The following is a 20,472-nucleotide window of genomic DNA, read 5'->3' as shown; positions in this document are numbered from 1 at the left end:
ACGGCATGACCACCAATCATCGACATAAAAGAGGCATCCTGGCAGTCAACGTCGGCCTGACCGCCAATGCCCTCCTGGCAGTCCTCAAGACCTGCGTCGGCATCATCGGCCACAGTCCGGCGCTGCTCGCCGACGGCATCAACTCGACCTCCGACGTAGCCTACGGCATCGTCGTCAAGATCTTCATGGGAATCTCCAGTAAGCCTGCCGACCAGGAGCATCCCTATGGCCACGACCGCCTGGAATCGATAGCTGCGGTGGTGGTCGGGGCCTTTGTCATCACCACCGCCATCTCGATCTTCTGGTCATCAATCAGCAGCGTCTACGACCTCCTCAGCCACGGCAGCGATTCGGCCGGGGCCTCGCGGCTGGCCCTGTGGATTGCCCTCTTTACCATTGTCATGAAGATCTGGCTGTCGGCCTGGACCAACAAGATCGGCAAGGAAACCAACAACAATGTCCTCTTGGCCCTGGCCGCCGACCACCGCAACGACATCTTCTCGGCCCTGGCCGCGACCATCGGCATCCTCTTCGGGCAAATGGGCTATCTCTTTGTTGATCCCCTGGCGGGTGGCGTCGTGTCGATTATCATCCTGATGACCGGAATAGAAATCATCCGCGAATCGGCGGCCGACCTGATGAACACCCTGCCCGGCCAGAAGCTTACCGAGGAAATTCGCAATAAGATGCAGGAACTCGACGAAGTCCTTGATGTCGAGGAAATCCACGGCCACCGATTTGGCCTGTATATGGTGCTCAATATCACCATCGGCGTGTCTCCAGCGCTCACCGTCGCCGAGGGTGACCGCATCGCCACTTTGGTCGAGGATCTCCTGGTCAGGGACATCGACTTCATACGCCGGGTCTTTGTCCACTACCACCCCGTCCAGGCGGCCGGCACCACCATCCACGCTACGCCGTAAGAGGACCAGATCATGAATGTCGTCTTTCTCTCGCCGCATTTCCCGGCCCACTATCACCTTTTCTGCCGACAGCTGAAAAACTGCGGCGCGGCGGTACTGGGAATCGCCGACGCTCCCTTTGACCAGCTGCCGGAGACGGTACGCGCATCGCTGACCGAATACTACCGGGTGAGCGATATGCATAACTACGATGAACTGGTTCGCGCCCTCGGGTATTTCACCCACCACTACGGCAAGATTGATCGACTCGATTCCCTCAACGAATACTGGCTGGAGACCGAGGCGCGTTTACGAGACGACTTCAATATCTTCGGGGTACGCGGCGATTCCATAAACACCATCCGCCGTAAGTCGGCGATGAAAGAAATCTTCCGGGCGGCCGGGGTCCCGGTTGCCGCCGGCAGGGTGGTGGCAAACGAAGACGAGGCCAGGGCACTCATCGCCGAGATCGGCTACCCGGCGGTCGCCAAGCCGGATGGCGGGGTCGGCGCCCTGAACACCTTTCGTTTAAATAACGATGCCGACCTGTCGGCCTTTTTTGCCAACAAACCGGTGGGTGACTATATCATCGAGGCCTTTGTCGCCGGCACCATCGTGTCTTTCGACGGCCTTACCGATGGCCACGGCGAGATTGTCTTCCATACCAGCCACACCTTTAGCCAAGGGATCATGGAGACCGTCAACGAGGGCCAGCATATCAGCTACCATTCCCTCCGCGATCTGCCGCCAAGGTTTGAGGCTCTTGGCCGCACCTGCGTCAAGGCCTTCGATGTCCGCGAGCGGTTCTTCCATATCGAATTCTTTGAGACCTCGCCTGACGAATACGTCGCCCTGGAGGTCAACATCCGCCCGCCCGGCGGCTACACCACCGATATGTTCAACTACGCCTGCGATATCGATATCTACCGGATCTGGGCGGAACTGCTGGTTGCCGGCCGCCACACTCCCTTCACGCGGCAATACCACTGCTGCTACGCCAGCCGCAAAAATTCCTGCCGCTATCGCCATAGCCATGAGCAGATCCTCGCCACATACGGCTCGTTCATCGTCCAGGTGGCAAGCGTCCCCGGCGTCTTTAGCAGCGCCCTGGGCGATATCGGCTATATTTTCCGCTCACCGGCAATGGACGACATCCGGACGATAACCGCTTTTATCCAGGCACCCGCGGAGGAGCATCACCATGCACATTGAAGAGCATCGCTGGTACAGTCCAAGTCTCGGCCAGGAGATGGCCTTGAAGATCTACGGTCATTATGGCCCGCCGCTCCTTGTCTTCCCCTGCTCCCGCGGTCGCTATTTCGATTATGAGGGGATGGGGATGATCGGCGCCATTGACCACTTCATCGATGGCGGACAGATCAAACTGTTCTGTGTCGACAGCGTCGACAGCCAGTCGTGGTATAATTTCGACCTGTCGCCGGCCGACCGAAACGGCCGCCACGAGGCCTATGACCGCTATATTGTAAGCGAGGTCGTGCCCTTTATCCGCGACCATTGCCGCACGCCGGAAATCCGCCCGATCACCAACGGCTGCAGCATGGGCGCCTACCACGCCGTCAACTTCTTCTTCAAACACCCCGGACTCTTTGCCGGGACGATTGCCTGCAGCGGCCTGTACCGCCTCGACCGCCGGGAATTTAACCTCTCCGCCGCTGACATCCCGGCGGTCTACTATAATTCCCCCCTCTCCTACCTGGCCGGCCTGACCGAACCCTGGCTGCTGGAAAACTACCGCCAGGGCAGGATCATGATCAGTGTCGGCCAAGGCGCCTGGGACGAAGAGGCCCTGGAGGACACCCGCGCCCTCCAGGCCATCTGCCAGGCCAAGGGTATTCCCGCCTGGATCGATATCTGGGGCCACGATGTCAACCATGACTGGCCGTGGTGGTTTAAGCAGATGAACCACTTTCTGGCGCATCTTTAATGGCGATATCCATCCACTGTTATGGTTGGAGACGAAGAGCGACAGCGGCAGATAGACCAGTGCGGCAAGCCTTCCACCCCTGGCTGAACAGGTACTCAAAATACGCCTTCAACGGCTGAAAATATCCCGGTAATTCATTGAAATCCAATATCTTTGCAAAGATCGTCGCTTTCATTCTGGGGCGGAGGGATGAGGATCATTACTATCCTTTCCAGGATCCGCACAATTTGTACTCCATGCGGCGTAATGTCCTTATGTATCTCCGCAATCTTCTCAGTATTGTTCTCGAAGCGGCGCTGCTCTTGACGGCAACCTGGCTGCTCTCCACCTTCCTTTTATATGCCGCTTTCGCCCTGTGGAAATTATATAACCAAACCCCTATGGGCACAGAATTTGCCCTCTCCTTTCCCGAGCGCGTTGCTACCATAAATGAAATTTTCAGCTATCAGGCATCCCACCTCGCCGCCAAGGTAACCCTGTCGGCCTTTGTCCTGTGCATGGCACTCGCTGCTGTAGGTCAGGTTTTGCATGTCAACCGCTGTCTTTTCTATTCCCGGAATGTCCTGGAACGGCTGCTGTTTTGGGGGCCGGGATTGACCGCACTGGTCAGCTATTATCTGTACTACACGGAATACGCGTTCTCCAGCTGGGAGATCATTGCCGTCGTTGCCGCAATTCCGACCTTTTGCCTGTTTTCTAAGTGTTATGATTACGCTGGGCAACTCTTTCCGGAGATAGGGGACCTGCTCCAATTCCTGGGTGAACAATTAAAGAAGCTCAGACAGAGAATTGCTGCGACTAAGGAATGACTTAGTGTTTACAAAGAATCTATCCCTGGAATGCCAAGCGCCTGGATACGCAAAGCATTTCGCCCCTCCTCGTAGGCCAGAAGTTTCCCTTCCAGGCGCTCGACGCGAAAGGCCAGGGAGTAGGCCAGGACACGGATAGGATAATCGCGGGGCAGCTGCTGCAGGTAGGGCTGGGCGGTGATGAAGTCGGTCGCCCCGTACTGCTTCATGATAAAACGCAGGCCGCCGTTGGCCGGGCCTATATTATAGGCGAGCAGGCCAAGGAAGAGGTCGTCCTTCATCTCCGACAGATAGTGGCGCAGGGTGGCCGCCCCGAGGAAGGCATTGTAGCGCGGCTCGGCGATCTGCCGGCTGTCCTCCGGAAAGATCCGGTTGACCGCAGCTACCACCGCTGCCGGGGCCTGGGTGATCTGAAAAAGCCCATGGCCGCCATCCGAGCTGGTTCTTGACAGGAAGGATGATTCGGTGGCGGCAAGGCCCTTGAGAAGATCGGCATCAAGTTTATACACCGCCGCCGCTTCGTCGATGGCCTCGGCATAGGGACCGGACCGGCCTACCATTCGGATCAATTGCGCCGTTTCCAGCCGGCGATAGGCAGCGTATACCTGATGGGCAAGGGTCACCCGCCCCGCTTCCTCCTTACCGCCAACCAGCGTCCGGTAATAGCCGAAGGTGCTGGTAAAGTATTCCCGCGGCACGAACACACCGATCAACACTGCCACCAGAACAACCAGGGCCGGAGGGAGCCAGATGAAACGGCTGCGCAACCAGCGCCGCGCCTCCTTCCAGAGGCTAAGGAGCACCGCCGCCACAAAGATGCACAGCAGTATGCCGCCGGCAAAGGGCAGGAGGTTGTGCAGTAAACTGGTCCCTGAGAATCTGTTGGCAAAAGTACCAAGCAAAACGACGATGGCCACCACCCCGACGGTCGCTAAGCCAAGGGCCTCCAGGGCGATGAACAAGAAATTTTGCCAAAGCTTGAGCGGCGGTTTTTTCTTGCCGCGACGCCCCTTTTTCCGTCCTGGACGGGGGCCTTTTGACCGCTGCGATGTGCTGCGCCGCTTTTTCGGCGCTGGGGCGACCGGTGTTTGTACGGGTAGTATTTCAGCCATAAAAAAAGAAAACAAATCGATGTGTTGAAGTGCCATGTCGCGGGAGGGTAGCCCCTGCCTTGCACCAGTCTTGCCGGATTTCAGACCTTATTCGACGGCGGCTGGCCGGTCAATTACAATCTTTTCACTTAAAAGCGATAAAGAGCTGGTTACCAAAACCATTCAAAACCACGATCTTTTCATGGCTTATTGAAAGTCCCCTGATTTTTTGCTAAAGTTTTCATTGTCATATGCACTTGCCCGGTGACCGGAAATTCTCGCTTATTCCCTCAATGCAGGAGCCAATATGTCAATCCATAACCTCGATAAACTGTTTCGCCCCTCTGCCATAGCGGTGATCGGCGCCAGCGAACGTCCCGGGCGCATCGGCACGGCCCTCATGGACAATCTCGTACGAGGAGAGTTCAAAGGGCGCCTGTACCCCGTCAACCCCGGATACCGGCAGATTATGGGCCTGCCGGCCACTGCCGCCGTCAGAGACATCGGTGCCCCCATCGACCTCGCCCTTATTGCCGTGCCGATCAATCAAGTCCCCGAGATCATTGGCCAGTGTGTGGCATCCAAGGTGCCGGCGGCGATCATCATCTCCGCCGGCGGCAAAGAGACCGGGGCAGCAGGCCAGGCCATCGAGGCACGGATCGCCCAGGCCGCGGCCGGCAAAATTCGCATTCTCGGGCCAAACTGTTTAGGGATAATGGTCCCCGGTTTCCGGCTCAATGCCAGCTTTGCCGCCGGCATGCCAAACGTCGGCAACCTGGCCTTTGCCTCGCAAAGCGGCGGGGTGTGTGCCGCCATCCTCGATGTATCCTTCAAGGAAGGTCTCGGCTTCAGCCACTTTATCAGTGTCGGCTCGATGCTCGACGTCGATTTCGGCGATGTCCTCGATTATCTTGGCCGCGATCCGGCGGCGAAAAGCATCTTGCTCTATATCGAACAGCTGTCGAATATCCGCAGGTTCATGAGCGCCGCCCGTGCCGTGTCACGTATCAAGCCGATCATCGTCCTTAAGGCCGGCAGCAGCCCCGCCGGCGCCCAGGCCGCCGCCTCGCACACCGGCGCCCTGGCCGGCGAGGACGCGGTCTATGACACGGCCTTTAAGCGGGCCGGTGTGATCCGGGTGCGCAGCATTGAAGAACTCTTCGATTGCGCCGAACTGATGGCCAAACAGCCCCGGCCTGCCGGACGCCGCATGGCGGTCATCACCAACGGCGGTGGCCCCGGCGTCATGGCCATCGATGCCATGGCCCGCTACGGCCTGGAACCGGCGACCTTGAGCACCGCAACCATAGAGGCCCTAAACGGCGTTCTCCCGCCGTACTGGAGCCACCAGAACCCAGTGGATATCCTCGGCGACGCCGACGCAGAGCGCTACGCCAAGGCGGTGACCATCCTGAGTAAGGAGGGGGGCCTGCATGGCTTGATGCTCATTCTGGCGCCGCAAGCCCTCATCGATCCCCTCCATGTGGCACAGGCCCTGGCACCATTGCTGAAAGGCCTTTCCTACCCGGTGGTCGCGGTATGGATGGGCGGCCGGGATATCGCCCCTGCCGTGCAGTTTCTCAACGACGCCGGTATTGCCACCTACACCACCCCTGAGCGGGCAGTACAGGCCTTAACCTATATGGCCCAGCATACCCGCAACCTGGCGATGGCCATGGAGATTCCGCCGCGTCTCCAGCGCCGGCTCGACTTTGACCGGCAACGGGTTCAAGATATCATTGATCGGACCGACCTCAGCGACGGCCGCTTTCTCACCGAGACCCTCACCAAGGAAATCCTCCAGGCCTACCGCATCCCGGTCACCGCAACTGAACGCGCTGACACCGCCCAGGCTGCGGCAGCGGCGGCTGCAAAGATCGGCTGGCCGGTGGCGCTAAAAATCCTGTCCCCGGACATCAGCCATAAAACCGATGCCGACGGCGTGCAGCTTGATCTACGCAGTACCGCCGAGGTCCTCACCGCCTACGAGCGGATCATGGCCGGAGCCAAACGTTACAACGACAAGGCGATGATTGAGGGGGTGTCGGTCCAACCCTATCTCGCCCATCCGGACTACGAGCTGCTGATGGGCATCAAACGTGACCAGGCCTTTGGCCCGGTCATCGTCTTTGGCCTCGGTGGGATCTTTACTGAGGTACTGCGCGAGCGTGCCCTCGGCCTGCCGCCCCTCAACCGCCTGCTGATTCGCCGCCTTATGGAAGAAACCCGGGTCTTCAGGCTGCTCCAGGGCTATCGTAATCGCCCTGCCGCCGATATGGCCGCCCTCGAGGATATGCTCCTGCAGCTCTCCCAACTGGCAATCGATTTTCCCGAGATCGCCGAACTGGATATCAATCCGGTCATCGTCAAAGACAGCCGGCCGATCGCGGTAGACGCGCGCATCCTCCTGCGGCCGGCACCGAAGCCCTCACCCCTGCACCTGATAATCAGCCCCTATCCGGCCCAGTACGAACTCTGCACCACCGCCAGAGATGGCCGGCACCTTCTCATTCGGCCAATCCAGCCCGAGGATGCCGGCCTCTTTGTCGAGCTGTTCAAGACCCTGTCGCCCACCAGCGTTTACTACCGGTTCTTCCGCCACATGAAGGAGCTCTCGGCGGAGATGCTGGCGATGCTGACGCAGATTGACTATGACCGGCATATGGCCCTTGTTGCCCTCGATGTGTCGTCGACACCGGAAAAGATGCTCGGGGTGGCGCGGATCATCACTGACCCAACAGGCGAACATGCCGAATTCTCGATCATGGTCGGTGACCCCTGGCAGGGACAGGGGGTGGGTGCGCAGCTTCTGCTCAATCTGCTGAAAGCTGCCAAGCAGCAGGGGATGGAACGAATCTGGGGGACGGTCCTGCCGGAAAACACCCACATGCAGCGACTCGGCAAGAAATGCGGTTTTACCATCAAGTACAATAATGAAGAGGGGGCCTTTGATCTGACCATCGATCTCAAAGAGGCGGAATTGGAGGACTAACCGGGCCACCCCACGATTTTTGCCCGGAAAACCTTGGAGGAGGTCGACCTTTTATGTCGAAAAGGGGGCAGATTTCCTCGCATCCTGAATTTGAAGGAGCATGGATAGTATGAAAAAACATTTTCTGGTAACCATCAGCAACGATGTTGAACACCTCTACGGCGTCCGCTTTCTCTGCTCCTTTTTCAATACCATCTCGGAATACCAGCTGACCCTTCTGCATATCTGTCAGCAGGACAAAAACGACATGAACCGGACCCTCAACCAGATGTGGAAGGGCCCAAGTGGCGACCCCCAGGCCCAGCTCTCTCCCCAGGCGCGAAAATCGATCAACAAGGCAAAGGAACTCCTCGCCGGGAAACGGGTGGCCATTGACCAGGTCATGACCAAGGCCAGTGTCGAACGCTATGGCAAGGTGAAAGATATCCTCCTTGAAGGGGCAAATGGCCTCTATGATGCTATCATTCTCGGCAGGCGAGCCTCCTATGCCCTGCAATTTATGTTTGAAAGACCGGCCGACGAGACTGCCCGGGCGATAGTCAGCGACAGCGGCTGCACCACTCCGCTGTGGATCTGTCCCGAGCCGCTTGACGACCGGAAGAATGTTCTGGTTTGCCTTGACGGCTCGGAAAACGCCTACCGGGCGGTCGACCATGTCGGTTATATCCTCACCGAACAGGAACAGCAGAACATCACCCTGCTCCATGTCGAGACCGGATCCGGCCGCCAGGCACAGGCTATTTTCGACCGGGCTGAGACAATTCTCCGGGAACATGCGATTCCTGCCAGCCGCATCAACCGCAAGACGGTACGCGGTCTGAGCGTCCCCGGCACAATCAACGGTGAAGCGGAGAAGGGCCGCTATGCGGTGATCGCCGTGGGTATGTTCGGTGAGAAACAGGAGGTGGCGAAAAAACTTACCCTAGCGGGAGGCATCACCACGAAATTGATCAGTAAAGTTGAAAAGGCTGCACTGTGGTGCTGCCCGTAAAGTAAAGAGGCCCGCCGCTGTGGCTGAAGGCCCTCGGATGGAGCCCCGTGGTTCTTGGAGAGGGGGATGGAAAACTTGGCCGGCAAAGGGTCGTATGAACCCTTTGCCGGCCGAGGAAAGCAGCTACTTCAGTACCAATTCCTTATCATTGACAAACAACTTGCCATCCTTGGTCTCGGCCTTGTGCACGGCCATGTTGCCATTTTTGACAAAGATACCGGTCTGCATCCCCGGATAAATCGGGGCAAACAGCATGGGGTCATCGCCCACCAGTTTATCCGGCAGACTGAGATTTGAGCGCAGCGTAATAATATCGAGGGCCAGAGACGGCTGACTGACCACCGGAACAAACTGGGCAAAGGTCATGTCTTTTTTCAGGCTGACCGTCACATCCCCTTTAATTTCGCCCTCAGGGGCCTGGAACCGCAGGTCGGAAATTTGCAGCTCCAGCCCTTTGGTGAGAAGCTTTTCACCTAGGGCAACCATCTGAAAACCGACCACCGCCATCTTCTTGTCGAGGAGCTGTTGCATCTTCTCCGGGTCGTCCTTGGCCGCGGCGATATCACCCATCATGGCACTGACCGTTGAGGTGTAGGTCTTCATAAATTCTTCGTAATTCTTGGCATCCAACCCGCTGATACCAATCCGGGCAAAGATATTGCTGATCTTCTCCTGCCCGAGGGTGACGGTGTCGACACCGTATTCCGCCTTGGCTGATAAGGTATTCTTGTCCTTATCGTAGTTCAGAACGTAATCGATCTTCAGATTGGTCAGATCAAGATGCCCCTTGTTGTCATCAATCTGGGTATTCTTCAGGCCCATGGAGACATTGCCATCCCAGATAAACGGCGAGATCATGGTCAGGGCCGACTTCATCGACACCCCGCCAACCGCCAGCTGACCCTCCAGCCCCAATCCCTCCCAGGAGGCCTCGGAGGTGAAGTGCTTGAGGCCCTTATCGCAGGCGACAACCACCTTCCCCGGTTTGATGGTCACCGCCTTGCCGTCCGCCGCCGGCATGGAAAAGCTGTCATTGGCAAGGGTAGACTCAATCCCCCCGGCAAGCTTGTAGGCGGTGGTGATATGCAGAGGGTCCTTGCCGCCCAGCTTTTTGCTGATAAAATCGGTATACCAGGGGTTTTTCTCAAGACTGGTTTTCGACACAATGCCGCCCATGCCATGCTCCGCCCTGTCAACAAAGACAATCTCATCAAAGCCGTACAGGGCCTTCATTTTTCCGAACTTGACCTTCCACTCAATCTCCGAAGAACTGAATCCCCGGTCATAGCGAACGATCTCAATGCTCGTGTCGTGGCCGCTGCTCGCATACATGGTATTGGCATTGCCAAAGGTGTCGCGGACCACCCGCTCCATCAATATGCCGCTGCCGAATGGGGCGCTAACCGCGGCAATCCCAAGGATCACCACGACGCCGATAATAATCTTCTTCATATCTTCTCCTCAGGTAACCTGGTAAAATTCACCGTTATTCTCTATATAATCTTTTGCATCCGGGGTGTTAGTCCTATTTCTGAGCAAACCATTTGCCCACCCCGGCAACGACGTGCCTCACCCTATCCGGAATTTACTCCACACTCAACAATTTTCGGTTGCGAATGGGGCAAAAATGGCGGAGGAAGAAGGAACAATCAAGTGCCGCTCATTGTCTATAACGAAAAATGTTTAATTGCTTCATTCAAAAGAAGTCCATCTATTTTTATGCAGAATAATTAAAAAGGGCATCGAAACGAAGATTTTCGTTTTGATGCCTCTAACCTTGCGAGGCAAAGCCGCGATAATCGGTCCCCGGGATTTTTTGATGTGTTATGAGAGGGACCTGGCAAGAAAATCCCACTCTTTTAAATTCCATCAGGTTCTTGGAGGCATCTCCGAAATCATTGCGCCACCTCCCCCTCATCCTTCTTCGCCCTCATCTTCTCCATCTGGAGTTTAAAGGGATAGGGGATGGTTACATCCTGCTCGGCCGCTTTTGTCGCTCCTTCAATTTCGGTAAAATCGGTGAAATCGCTGAGCAGCGGCTTGGTTTTCTGCAGTGTCTGCTTGATCATCACCGGACCGGCCCAAAAGATGTACTGTTCGTTGTATTCGGCCTCGGCGCCCGCCGACTGCGGCGGCATGACCAGCTGACCGGTCAGATGGTCGACCGCCAGGACCTCCAGGGCGGTTTTGGCGCGCAGGATCTCGTTATTGGCGATAAACCACTCCACCCGGCTGCGCACCGTGCCGAAAACATCGATGGTCACATAGACATCGATGTCCGCCTCGGACGGCGGCACGACATTGACACCGCGAAGGAACAGATAGGTTTGGAGGAGACCGGTAAGATATTGCAGATCATTAGAGGTAATTTCCTCGGAGTTTTGGTAGGCACCGATACCCTTATACTCAGCGCCAAACTGGCCAACCCCGCCATGGCCTTTTTGCTGGGTCTTTTTCGAGTCGGCCATCGGCAAGACACTGTCGGTCGTACTCTCGCTGACCGTCGTGCTGTGGTTGGACGTGGAGGTGCTGGTGCTTCCCGTCGACGTATCGGACGCGCCGGAGGTCGAGGATGTCGACGAGGTGGACGAGGTATAACGGGGGAAGGTGGAGCTTTCTTTCGTTGGCGGGGCCTGGATATAATCGCCGCGCAGTTGCGAGGCCACCGAGAATCTTCCGCCCACCAGGTTACCTGCCCCGGTGTCGCCGATGGCATTGACAAAGAGATTGATCTTTTTACCACGGATCGCGCTCAGGTCGATCTGCTTGATCGCCCCGCGGGTCGCCGCGGCAACCAGCTCCTGTTCGACGGCAAAGCGCTTGCCGCCGCCATGTCCCGGTAAACCGGTGAGGGCGCCACAACCGCCGAGGACAACAAGCAAAGGCAGGGCGAAAAGTCCATGAATCCAGCGTAACGTGTTCATAGTCATGATGTTCTGTGAGTACGTCTTTTAAAGTTGATTGGCATCATCCGTCATGATCAGGTCTTATGGCTCGCGCATACTCTCATCAAAGGCCCTGATAATTGGGTAGAGGAAGTACGAAATAACACTGCGCGTACCGACCTTTATCTCGGCCCGCACCTTCATTCCCGGCATGAGGCGGAAACCGGCAGGGACATTGCGCAGGCTGGTTGAAAGCAGGCTGACCCGGGTCTTGTAAAAGGCAGTCGCCGGTTGTTCGTCGGACGATGTCTCGACCACCGCCTCCGGCGGATTATTGCGCTGGTAGGCGTCTTCGCTTATGACCCTGACAATCCCCGGCAGGGTGTCATGGCGCTGAAAGGGAAAGGCATCGAGCTTGACCCGCACCGCATCGCCGGGCCGAATCCGCCCGATATCGCGGGTCTCAACATCCACCTCGACCTCAATGGCGCTGTCGCTCGGCACCAGGGTAATCAAGGGCTCGGCCGCCTGGATGATCGAGCCCACCGAGCGCTTGGCCATCTTCAGGACTATGCCTTTTTCCGGCGCCCGCAGCGACACCAGCTCGTGCATCCGCTTGGCCTTGTTCAGCTCTTCGAGGACCTTTTCCAGCTCGGTGCGCAGCTTCACCTCCTGCTCCATCAGTTCGCCGTTCTGTTCCTCGATAAAGCGCTGCCACTCCGACTGGACCTGTTTCAGTTCATTGCGGGTCACCTGCTCTTCCGCCTGCAGGCTTTCAACGGCATTGGCCGCCTGTGCCCGGGACTTTTGGGTTTCAAGGAGCCTCAGCCGGTATTCCGGGCCGTTTTGTGGCAACTTGGCGGTCGTCCCTTCGAGGTCGCGCAGCAGCTTTACCTGCTGCTCCTGGCCCTGACGCTGGACGGCGTTGAGGGCGAGCTTGGCCTCAAGGGCGGCGCTTTTGTCCTCGGTCATCTGTTTATTTTTATTGTAGATTATCTTACGCTGGCGAAGCAGTTGTTCCTGCAGCAGACCATCCTCTCCTTCCTCCGGGCGGGCGGCAAAGGGCTTATGGGCCAGTTCTGCCTGGATGCGCCGGATCTGCACACCGAGGGTGAGGTTTTGTTTGGTCAGCTGGCTGAGATCGGCGCTGGCGAAGGTTGGATCAAGGGTTACCAGCACCTGGCCCTTTTCGACGGTATCGCCAATCTGCACATGGATCGAGCGGACCACCGCCGTGCTCAGCGGCTGGACGACAATGGTCGGCGAGGTGGTTATCAACTCCCCTTCGGCGACGACAATGCGATCCACCTGAAAGATGATCGCCCCAACCACCACCGCAATCAGCGAGCCAAGGATCAGGTACAGCACCCAGCGAATCCTGCCGGGAACTGGGCGCTCCTCAATCTCCACCGCATCCGGCTGATATTCGAGAACATCTTCGGAGAGTTTTGTCTTGCCCTTGTTCATTTCAGCTCCATCTGCTGCTGCCAGAGGTGGCGGTACAGCTGGCAGTTCTCCAGCAATTGCCCATGCGACCCGTGGCCTACCCGTTCGCCACCCGCCAAAACCAGAATGCTGTCGGCGTCTTTGAGCATCGACAGGCGGTGCGAGACAATGATCACCGTGCGGTTCTTGGCGATTTGCACCAGATTCTCGCGGACAATCCGCTCACTTTCCGGATCGAGGGCACTGGTCGCTTCGTCGAAGATGAGGATTTCCGGCTGAGTGAGGAGGGCCCGGGCGATGGCCAGGCGCTGCCGCTGGCCGCCCGACAGGTTTTTGGCACCCTCTTCGAGCATAGTGTCATAGCCCTGCGGCAACTGGACGATAAACTCATCGGCACCGGCCATGAGGGCGGCGTGGATGATCTGCTGCCGCGTCGCCGAGGCCTGACCGGCCCTGATATTTTCGGCAACCGTCGCATGAAAAAGGAAATTCTCCTGCAGCACCACCCCCATGTTTTGCCGGAGATGGGCAGTGTCCAGCTCGTTGAGGTAGCAGTTGTTGATCCTGATGGTGCCGGTCGTCGGGAAATATACCTTCTGCAGCATGCGGGTAAGGGTGGTCTTGCCGGAACCGCTCGGTCCGACGATGCCCAGGGTTTTGCCGGCCGGGATGACGAGCGAAATCTCTTTCAGGGCATTGGGCAGGTCGGGGGCGTAACGAAAACTCACCCGGTCGAAGACAATATCGCCGGCGAGCGATGGCCGGACGCCGTGCCGGTCGGCACCCCATTCCTGCCGGGCATTCATGACCAGGCCGAGTTTTTCAACAGACAACGCCGCTTCCTGATATTGATTGATAAGGCCGACCAAACGCACCAAGGGCGAGGTCACCCGGCCGGCGAGCATCTGGAAGGCGATGAGGGCGCCGACAGTAAGCGTCCCGTCAAAGACCTGGCTGGCGCCCATCCAGACCAGGATGACCGTCATCATTCTCTCTAAAAACTGGGTGATGGATTTGGCGGTGATGGAGATCTTGCCGACGAGAAACTGCATACTGACCGCCTTGGCCACCTTGTTTTCCCATTGTTTGCGCAGCAGCGGCTCAATGGCCATGGCCTTGACCGTGGCCATACCGTTGATGGTCTCGACAAGCATCGCCTGCCTGCTGCCCTCGGCCTCGTAGAGGGCGTTCAAGCGCCGCTTAAAGGGGACGATCAGGACCCCGATGACCAGGGCAATGGTCACGGTGAAGACAAGGACAATGCCGGTGAGCTGGAAGCTGTAGAAGAACAGAAAGGGCAGGAAGACAAACAGCGAAGTGGCCTCAAGCATGGTGAGAAAGACGTTGCCGGTGAGGAAATTGCGAATCTTGGCGGTCTGCTGCATATGCTGGGTCAAGACACCGGCGGCGACGTGCTCAAAGAAATCGAGGGGCAGGTTGAGGAGATGTTTAAAGGTGCGTCCGGTTACCCGCAGATCGATCTTATTGGTGGCATGAAGCAGCAGGTAGTCGCGGAGAAAATCGAGTCCGGCATTGACCGCCAACGCCCCGGCCATGCCGATGCCGAGGACGTGCAAGGTCGTATAAGCCTGGTTGACCAGAACCTTATCAATGACGATCTGGAAAAAAATCGGCGTCACCAGGGAGATGGCGTTGATAAAAAGCACCGCCAGGGCAATATCGATAAAGGTGATTTTTTGTTTGAGAATCTCCGGGATAAACCAGCGCAGGCTAAACGGCTGTCCTTCGTCGGTGAGCTTGTACGGCCGTTTCAGGACATAAACCCTGCCGGCCCAGATCGCCTCAAACTCCTGGCGGGTTAAACGGACATGGGCACCACCGCTGCCGGCCAGGGGGTCGAAGCAGGCAACGACAATTTCACCCGGCTTATCCTGCTCGCCCCGCGCCGTCACGCCGGCGATGACCATATGCCGGCCATTCTGCAGGACGGCGATTGCCGGATAGGCCTTCTGCAGATTAACCAGGCTGTTCCATGATAGTTTGAGGAGCTTGGCCTTCAGGCCCATTTCCTTGGCCATCCGCAATAGGGTATCCTTGGGGATTTCGTCGGCGACAAGGTTATATTCGTGGAGCAGACGCTCCCTTGTCAACTCGATCTTATGCTCGCGGGCAATGAGGGTAAAACAGACCAGGGCGGTATTGATCTTGTCAAAACGCAACAGGCCACCGGTCCAAAGCGGCTGGAGGGCCTGCCGCGTTACCTGCTCGGCCTGCATTTGTCCATCCGGGCGGGGAATAAGCACGGTGAGTACCTCCGCCCCCGGGTCTTTGCCAGCGGCAATTCCGGCAAAGACCAGATAACGGCCGTCACGCAACTCGCCAACCGCCGGCAGTTGCCCGGCGAGGGTGGCCAACTGGTCAGGCTGCAGCCGCTGGATAACCGTCTGCAAACCGGCAGCCCGCCCAACCCGGACCACTCCTTCGAGAGTCTCCTGCCGTCCCTGCGGGCCGAAGCCCTCCCGGAGAGTATCGAGCTGCGCGGCAAAAACAGCCTGCCCGGAACTCACCGCCAGATGGCGGCAACAGGCCAAGAGGCCCGAGGGCGCTTCAGCTGCCGGTGCGGCGGTTGCGGTTTCGTTCGTCATTGATTCATCTTGCGGTTGTGTGATGTATTACTGCTGAGCCGTTTGCCAAACACCCCTTCCGGAAAAGCCAATACATCCATAACAAATTGAAAGGAACGGATAATCTTCCACAGCGAAGATTCTAGCCAGTTTCACCTAACAATGAAACTATTAATCACCGGCTGCCCGCAAAACATAGCCGGATGTGTTGGAATATTGTTTATTCGAGCGATTACCATACAGATTGGATCGATTATTGCTCCAGAAAGGCTGAGTCACCTATTTTGCCTCGGAGAACAAGATGAAAATCGCTACCAAGATATTAATGAAATTCGCTGTGCCACAGGCCGGTATTGTCAATGCCGTTCAATACCCCGGCAAGACATGGCAGTCAACAGCAGCCACAAATAGTAATTCAATTACCACACAGCATTTCAATTACCATATTGCAACCGATCCCCACAGGATACGGACAGAAGGATTGCCGGAAAACGCGCCACACCCCGGCCATCACCCTGCCCCGTACATCTCGATGACCGGCGGCAAAAGAGACATCTCAACCGAGGAAACGATAATCCCATGACAACAACATACACAGGCAATGGTAACGGGATATATGGCAACAGGGCCTCGGTGAGCTATTACAACCCGACGGCTGTAGGCTCGACTTCTGCTAGCATCACCAATTTGCTGGGTGGGTCAAAATGGGGTGGTGGCATTGGCAGCGGCGTGTCTCTGACCACCAGCTTTTCCACCCTCAACTCTCGATACGGCTATAACACCGGCGATACGGCCAGGGTCACAGCTTTTTCGCTCGCGCAGATTACCGCGGCGCGCAGTGCCATGGCCGGCTGGGCTGCCGTCGCTAAAATCACCTTTACCGAAACCACCGATTCATCAACCAATGCCGGTGATATCCGCTGGGGACAATCGAACGATTACTCCAACCCTACTGCCTACGCCTGGTATCCATCGACTACTGCCAATGGCGGCGATATCTGGTTCGGCCCGAACTACCCGTCGTATTACAATAATCCGGTGGTCGGAACCTACGGCTATCAGACCTTTGTCCACGAACTCGGCCATGCCCTTGGCCTGGGTCACCCGCACACCGGCCCGGTAGCCCCTGTTGCCGGCCAGGATCAGTTGAAATACAGCGTCATGAGCTACCGCTCCTATAATGGCGATGACCTCAACGGCTACAGCAATGCATTTTACCCAACCTCTCCGATGCTCAACGACATCCGGGCAATCCAGTTTTTGTATGGTGCAAACATGACCTACAAAACCGGCAATGATATCTATCGCTGGGATGCAAACAAGAAAATCTTTGAGACGATCTGGGATGCGGGCGGCACCGATACCCTTGACGGCTCGAACCAGTCACAGTACGTCATCCTTGACCTGCGCTCCGGCTACTGGTCGAGCATCGGCGTCAGTTTCTGGAATGGCCAATCCTATGTCCGGGATTGTTTGACCATCGCCTACGGCGCAACCATAGAAAATGCCACCGGCTCGGTCTTTAACGATACCCTTATCGGCAACGATGTCGCCAACATCCTCAACGGTGGAAAAGGTGCCGACCGGATGATCGGGGGGCTCGGCAATGACAGCTATTTCGTCGATAACGCCGGTGACATCATCACCGAGACCAGCACGCTCGTATCGGAAATCGACTCGGTCTTTGCGAGCATCAGCTATACCCTTGGGGCCAATCTTGAAAATTTGACCCTTACCGGAGTCGCTGCCATCAATGGTGCCGGCAACGCCCTTGCCAACACCCTCATCGGCAACAGCGCCGCCAACGTCCTGAGTGGCGGCACCGGTGCCGACATCCTAAATGGCGGGGCAGGCGCCGACAGGATGATCGGGGGGATCGGCAACGACACCTACTACGTCGATAACGCTGGTGACATCATCACCGAAACCAGCACCTTGGCCTCGGAAATTGACTCAGTCTTTGCAAGCATCAGTTACACCCTTGGGGCCAATCTTGAGAAGGTGACCCTTCTTGGTACCGCCGCTATCAATGCCGTCGGCAACACCTTGGCCAATACCATAATCGGCAACAGTGCCGCCAATATCCTGATCGGCGGGGCCGGTGCCGACATCCTGAATGGCGGCCTTGGCAACGACAGATTATATGGAGGTGCGGGAAATGACAGCTTGACAGGTGGAGCTGGCTCCGACATCTTTGTCTTTGACACTGCCCTCAGTTCCACCGGCAATAGAGATGCCATCACTGATTTCGGTCATTTGCTCGATAAAATATGGCTTGACCGGACCATATTCACCCGCCTCTCAACCCTCGGCACCCTCAACTCCGCCTTCTTCAGGGCCTCAGCCAGTGGTCTTGCGGGCGACAGTAATGACTTCGTCGTTTACAACACCACCTCAGGGGCTCTCTTATATGATTTCGACGGTACAGGCGCCGGAGTAAGCGTGCAGTTCGCCACCCTCACCACAAAGCCAAGCACTGTTTCCGCCGCTGATTTCTTTGTGGTGGCGTAGAACCCTCTCACAGACAAAACTGGAAGGAAGTTCCTGGGATTTTCGCCATCCGGAACTTCCTTTCAGTGTGTATTCTGGTATTCTGGGGACAATTTATTTATCTCCAGCAAGGAGAAAAGAACCTTCACGAAATCTTGTTGTTCTTTTTGGGCCCGGGTTTTTGAGGTCTTAAATTTCTCTTAAGGGCAACTTCCATTTGTACAACAAAATCATCCCTCCCCAAAGGTCGGCCTGTGCGCTCATGACGGTGAATCACATCGACTTCATTTGGCGGTGTAAGCTTTAAAAAATTGCGCCAATCGGGAACCAACTCGAGCAGAGGCATGACCTTGACCAAACCATCATTCTCTCCAGCGAGATGTGCGTGAGCACTGCTCCATCGGTAATCCTCAGGGTTTTGCACAAGCTTTGCAGCAACAGGGTTCATTTCAATATATCGGGCTGTCGCCAATAAATACGACTCATCCATGGGATAAGAGGCAAATCGTTCCTGCCACAGATGACCCCGCCATTTCTCACGAAAATTGATCAGCCGGGTGTAACGGCGATGAGCTTCCCCGATAGCACGGGCCAGGCCATCCTCATTTTGCGGTACGGCGATTAGGTGAATATGGTTCGGCATCAGGCACCAGGCCCAGATCTCGACATGATACACACTGCACCATTGTGTCATCAGTTCGATATACGTCAGGTAGTCGTCGTCGCAGAAGAATGTCTGCTGACGACGGTTACCACGTTGGGTGATATGATGTGGATAGCCAGGAACTACTGCACGCGCTATTCTTGCCATGTGGTAGGGTTTACCAAAATGAGCCAATTATTGCCAATGATAAGTATACTGTCCCCGGAATTCCCCATACCAGCTGTAGTCGGTAAAGCCACGATCAAAGACAACACATGCTCCTGCAGGAAGGCGGAGAGTTCGCGCCCAGTCCATTTCGTGTTTTTTACCGGTAGTCATGTCCATAAAGACCGAGAGATGGCCGTCGGCATCGAGGCCAAAATGGAGTTTGACCGCACCCTTGGCCCGTCGGAATGTAGCCCAAGGAAAAATCGCAAGGCACAACTTGATGGTGGTGGCATCAAGCAGATAGATCTTCCCCTTGAACTTGAACTGATGCTTGGGTGCACGTGCCTGGCATCGCTGTAACAGCTGGAAGAACAGTTCCTTGTAGATGTCATAGGGCTGCTGGTCATTTACGCGGGCAAGAGTGGCCCTGCTGGTTGTCCTCATGCCCAGGTGGTAGATCCGCTTTCCTTGAACGGCAATATTGCCGACCAGGTCACGCAGGCTCTTTCTACCACTCAGCTGGGCGATCATCATGGCGAGGAATTGGCTCCAGCGACTGAAGGAGCGGAATTTCTGCCCTCGATGATGTTTGTTGGCCAGATTTTCAAAATCATGTCTCGGGAAAAATGAGGCAAGTTGATTGAGTATTGTGTTACAATGCGCCATGGCTCGGATCTCCTTGGTATTATATTGTTTTTCGCAAACTCATTATAACACAAGAAGCTCTCCGGGCCTTTATTTATTCGGTTTTCCTCAACTAATTATGAGACAGCAGTGAAATGATACATAACCAACCCTGCCACTATTCCCCAACGAATCGGACTGCGGCCTCTCTTCTTCGCCCATCGCACCACCAGCTTGACGACACCAATAGAAATCAAACCATAAAGAAAGAGGGTGCCTAATACGGCGATTGCCATCATAAGATTAATCCTTGGTTATTGAGGTTATTTTTTAAGCGGCATTGCCACTGGGCCCACAGCTCCAATTGGGGTCGGACCAAGCTAACCAGCTGTTTATTCGCCATAAACATTCAAAATGAATAGGAATAGGTAAGGCTTGATAAATGGGCATTGATCCCCCAGCTTCTTTCCTCACTAAAAAGCACCAGATTCACAAATAAACCCGGTTTATATATTTTTTCAAAGGTATTTCCCCATCCTTATTTTGGATTATTTCCTTACATTCTCAGCAAGATACAGAAAGCACCTGTATTATCAATGCCTCCAAATAATTTTTATAATTGCTTACATTTAATGCGTTGGTAATCATCCAGTCTTAATGGCCAAGGTAAAACATCGGCTGCTCTGTACAAAATCACTCAAATATGGATTTTAACCGATACATTACTCTCCTCGAATTTTTCGGCTCACTAAAGAAATTTTCGATTCGCAACAATTAGCACCATTCTCAAAAATCATCATGGAAACAGCACCAGTCTTCAAACAGGACATGGGATGGATAATTCCTCAACAGTAGTGAAAGGTCATGGAGAAAAGCGCCGGAGAAAGTGATGCAGAGGATT

General features: G+C 55.9%; 15 protein-coding genes and 1 pseudogene. 8 read left to right on the top strand and 8 right to left on the bottom strand.

Annotated elements, in window-relative coordinates; all coding sequences use genetic code 11:
• The first annotated feature begins 5 nt into the window (after window positions 1-5).
• From OEL83_13520 to OEL83_13505, 4 genes are all read left to right on the top strand, one after another.
• Entirely contained in the window at window positions 6-923 is a 918-nt protein-coding gene (locus OEL83_13520; GenBank protein MDK9708055.1) for a cation diffusion facilitator family transporter, read from the top strand.
• A 12-nt stretch (window positions 924-935) separates the two neighbouring features.
• Window positions 936-2,114, top strand: a complete 1,179-nt coding sequence (locus OEL83_13515) for a carboxylate--amine ligase (protein MDK9708054.1) — start codon at window positions 936-938, stop codon at window positions 2,112-2,114.
• Window positions 2,104-2,847 (top strand): alpha/beta hydrolase-fold protein, encoded by a 744-nt coding sequence (locus OEL83_13510; GenBank protein ID MDK9708053.1) that lies wholly within the window; start codon window positions 2,104-2,106, stop codon window positions 2,845-2,847. Before OEL83_13515 ends, OEL83_13510 begins: the two co-directional genes overlap by 11 nt.
• Window positions 2,848-2,984: 137 nt before the next feature.
• Window positions 2,985-3,656 carry a hypothetical protein gene (locus OEL83_13505; protein MDK9708052.1) on the top strand — a complete coding sequence of 224 codons (672 nt, stop codon included), beginning with the start codon at window positions 2,985-2,987 and terminating at the stop codon, window positions 3,654-3,656.
• An 8-nt stretch (window positions 3,657-3,664) separates the two neighbouring features.
• Here OEL83_13505 and OEL83_13500 read toward each other — a convergent pair whose 3' ends face one another.
• Entirely contained in the window at window positions 3,665-4,804 is a 1,140-nt protein-coding gene (locus tag OEL83_13500; protein MDK9708051.1) for a transglycosylase SLT domain-containing protein, read from the bottom strand.
• 250 nt (window positions 4,805-5,054) lie between these two features.
• Between OEL83_13500 and OEL83_13495 the strand changes: the two genes are divergently transcribed.
• Window positions 5,055-7,739: a GNAT family N-acetyltransferase gene (locus OEL83_13495; GenBank protein ID MDK9708050.1), complete on the top strand. Its 2,685-nt coding sequence runs from the start codon at window positions 5,055-5,057 to the stop codon at window positions 7,737-7,739.
• Window positions 7,740-7,848: 109 nt separating this feature from the next.
• Window positions 7,849-8,730: a universal stress protein gene (locus OEL83_13490; GenBank protein MDK9708049.1), complete on the top strand. Its 882-nt coding sequence runs from the start codon at window positions 7,849-7,851 to the stop codon at window positions 8,728-8,730.
• A 123-nt stretch (window positions 8,731-8,853) separates the two neighbouring features.
• Here the strand turns inward: OEL83_13490 and OEL83_13485 are convergent, their stop codons facing one another.
• The 4 genes from OEL83_13485 to OEL83_13470 all read right to left on the bottom strand — a co-directional run bounded on the left by OEL83_13485 (window position 8,854) and on the right by OEL83_13470 (window position 15,667).
• Window positions 8,854-10,182: a YdgA family protein gene (locus tag OEL83_13485; GenBank protein MDK9708048.1), complete on the bottom strand. Its 1,329-nt coding sequence runs from the start codon at window positions 10,180-10,182 to the stop codon at window positions 8,854-8,856.
• 443 nt (window positions 10,183-10,625) lie between these two features.
• On the bottom strand, window positions 10,626-11,660 hold the full coding sequence (locus tag OEL83_13480) for a hypothetical protein (protein ID MDK9708047.1): 1,035 nt from the start codon (window positions 11,658-11,660) through the stop codon (window positions 10,626-10,628).
• Between the two features lie 57 nt (window positions 11,661-11,717).
• The gene (locus OEL83_13475) at window positions 11,718-13,082 is read right to left on the bottom strand and encodes an HlyD family type I secretion periplasmic adaptor subunit (GenBank protein MDK9708046.1); all 1,365 of its coding nucleotides are present in this window, start codon (window positions 13,080-13,082) and stop codon (window positions 11,718-11,720) included.
• On the bottom strand, window positions 13,079-15,667 hold the full coding sequence (locus OEL83_13470; protein ID MDK9708045.1) for an ABC transporter transmembrane domain-containing protein: 2,589 nt from the start codon (window positions 15,665-15,667) through the stop codon (window positions 13,079-13,081). The genes OEL83_13475 and OEL83_13470 overlap by 4 nt, the downstream gene beginning before the upstream one ends.
• Window positions 15,668-15,947: 280 nt before the next feature.
• On the opposite strand from OEL83_13470, the gene OEL83_13465 reads away from it, so the two are divergent.
• A complete protein-coding gene (locus OEL83_13465) occupies window positions 15,948-16,229 on the top strand; it encodes a hypothetical protein (protein ID MDK9708044.1) in 282 nt (93 codons plus the stop codon).
• The gene (locus OEL83_13460; protein MDK9708043.1) at window positions 16,226-18,157 is read left to right on the top strand and encodes a M10 family metallopeptidase C-terminal domain-containing protein; all 1,932 of its coding nucleotides are present in this window, start codon (window positions 16,226-16,228) and stop codon (window positions 18,155-18,157) included. Before OEL83_13465 ends, OEL83_13460 begins: the two co-directional genes overlap by 4 nt.
• Window positions 18,158-18,281: 124 nt before the next feature.
• Here the strand turns inward: OEL83_13460 and OEL83_13455 are convergent, their stop codons facing one another.
• The 3 genes and pseudogenes from OEL83_13455 to OEL83_13445 form a co-directional block, all read right to left on the bottom strand.
• Window positions 18,282-18,947 (bottom strand): transposase, encoded by a 666-nt coding sequence (locus OEL83_13455; protein ID MDK9708042.1) that lies wholly within the window; start codon window positions 18,945-18,947, stop codon window positions 18,282-18,284.
• A gap of 66 nt (window positions 18,948-19,013) precedes the next feature.
• A pseudogene (locus tag OEL83_13450) lies at window positions 19,014-19,613 on the bottom strand (IS4 family transposase).
• A 95-nt stretch (window positions 19,614-19,708) separates the two neighbouring features.
• Complete coding sequence (locus tag OEL83_13445; protein MDK9708041.1) at window positions 19,709-19,870, bottom strand: hypothetical protein; 162 nt, start codon at window positions 19,868-19,870, stop codon at window positions 19,709-19,711.
• Window positions 19,871-20,472 lie beyond the last annotated feature (602 nt).

The organism is Desulforhopalus sp., assembly GCA_030247675.1.
Classification (GTDB): Bacteria; Desulfobacterota; Desulfobulbia; order Desulfobulbales; family Desulfocapsaceae; genus Desulforhopalus_A.
Note: the sequence above shows the minus strand (reverse complement) of the source record. Positions and strands in the feature narration are given on the sequence as shown.